This window comes from Shimia sediminis (assembly GCF_003990645.1).
In the GTDB taxonomy this organism is placed as follows: Bacteria; Pseudomonadota; Alphaproteobacteria; order Rhodobacterales; family Rhodobacteraceae; genus Shimia; species Shimia sediminis.
In genome coordinates, this window is record NZ_RYZK01000024.1 from 1 (window position 1) to 2253 (window position 2253).

Annotated in this window: 1 protein-coding gene; it reads left to right on the forward strand. The window is 42.7% G+C overall.

All coding sequences use genetic code 11. From position 1 onward, the window contains the following. Nucleotides 1-92: 92 nt before the first annotated feature. A complete protein-coding gene (gene dnaK, locus EK369_RS22720; protein WP_206198141.1) occupies nt 93-2063 on the forward strand; it encodes a molecular chaperone DnaK in 1971 nt (656 codons plus the stop codon). Nucleotides 2064-2253: the final 190 nt, after the last annotated feature.

Consider the following 2253-nt stretch of genomic DNA (forward strand, 5'->3'; position numbering starts at 1 on the left):
GAATACACGAGAGTTTAAACAAGTTATACAAAGCGACTTTTTGAGAGCTATCTCAAAGCGATTCATTGTGATATATTTATTGAGTGATACAAGTGAATTATCAAAGCATCAAAATGGTGAAAGTTCCAGCAATTGGTATTGACTTGGGAACCACATACTCCTGCGTGGGTGTGTGGCAACAAGGAAAGGTCGAGATCATCGCCAACGACCAGGGCAACCGCACAACACCTAGCTACGTTGCCTTCACCGATACAGAAAGACTTATTGGAGATGCCGCCAAGAACCAGGTAGCATTAAATCCATCCAATACAGTATTTGATGCAAAAAGACTGATAGGTAGAAAATATGACGATCCTAAAATCCAAGAAGATATGAAACATTGGCCCTTCAAAGTAGTTAACGTAAGTGGCAAACCAAAGATCGAAGTAGAATACAAAGGTGAAACCAAACGATTTGCACCTGAAGAAATCAGTTCAATGGTATTAACAAAAATGAAAGAAACAGCAGAAGCATATTTAGGTGGCTCAGTACGAGACGCAGTTATCACAGTACCTGCATACTTCAACGATTCACAAAGACAAGCCACAAAAGATGCAGGAGTCATCGCAGGCCTCAACGTACTTAGGATAATCAACGAACCAACGGCTGCCGCACTCGCCTATGGTTTAGACAAGAATCTCAAAGGCGAAAAGAACGTATTAATATTTGACCTGGGTGGCGGTACCTTCGATGTGTCAATCTTAACGATAGACGAAGGATCGTTGTTCGAAGTCAAAGCCACCGCCGGTGATACTCACTTAGGTGGTGAAGATTTTGACAACAGACTAGTCAATCACTTCGTAGAAGAATTCAAACGCAAATACAAGAAAGATCTACGTACAAATGCCAGAGCAATCAGAAGACTGAGAACAGCGGCAGAACGGGCGAAACGCACATTGTCATCCAGCACCGAAGCTACCATCGAAATCGATGCTCTGTTTGATGGCATAGACTTTTACACCAAGATCTCACGAGCCCGATTTGAAGAATTGTGCTCTGATCTATTCCGCAGCACCCTCCATCCAGTGGAAAAGGCTTTAGCAGACGCAAAAATGGACAAAGCGATGATCCACGACGTGGTTCTGGTTGGCGGTTCTACACGTATCCCTAAAATTCAAAGCTTGTTGCAGAACTTCTTCTGTGGCAAGCAGCTGAATCTTTCCATCAACCCAGATGAAGCTGTTGCTTATGGTGCTGCAGTGCAAGCTGCTGTACTAACGGGTGACACCAGTGACAAGATTCAAGACGTCCTCTTGGTCGATGTTGCTCCTCTATCGCTGGGTATCGAAACCGCCGGTGGAGTCATGACGAAGATCATTGAACGTAACTCACGCATTCCATGCAAACAAACTCAAACATTCACCACCTACTCTGACAACCAGCCTGCCGTTACCATCCAGGTGTTTGAAGGTGAACGTGCAATGACCAAAGATAACAATTTACTTGGTACCTTCGACCTAACGGGAATTCCACCAGCGCCCCGTGGTGTACCGAAAATCGAAGTTACATTTGACATGGATGCCAACGGTATCTTAAACGTTTCTGCAAAAGATACTAGCTCTGGAAATTCTAAGAACATTACGATCAAAAACGACAAAGGCCGCTTATCACAGAAAGACATCGATAGAATGGTATCTGAAGCAGAAAAGTACCGCGAAGAAGATGAAAAACAACGGGAGAAAATATCAGCTCGAAACCAACTCGAGAGCTACATCTTTAACTTGAAACAAGCTGTTAGCGATTGTGGTGACAAAATTAGCCCTGATGATAAAGCCACAGTCGAACGAGAGTGTGACAGTTGCTTGAAATGGTTGGACTCCAACACCTTAGCAGAAAAAGAAGAATATGAAGATAAACAGAAACAACTTACCCAGCTCTGCAGTCCGATCATGGCTAGGCTACATGGGGCAGGACAACCTGGTGGCAATCCCTATGGCGGAGGAATGCCTGGAGGAAGCTGCGGTCAACAAGCCGGAGGATTTAACAACAGAAATCAAGGACCAACCATCGAGGAAGTCGACTAAGGCGATGATCTCTTAAGTTCACTTCACAGAATCGTCCATTTAAGTTTTCTTCATTAAATTTCCAAAAATTTCAGTTCCAATAGTTTCAGTATGTAATAAACAGTTTTGTTAAAATAGTATTAAAATAAATTTCGGCCTTTTGTAATCAAAATTTCAATTTTTTTTCAATAAACCACAATTAAAAGCAAAA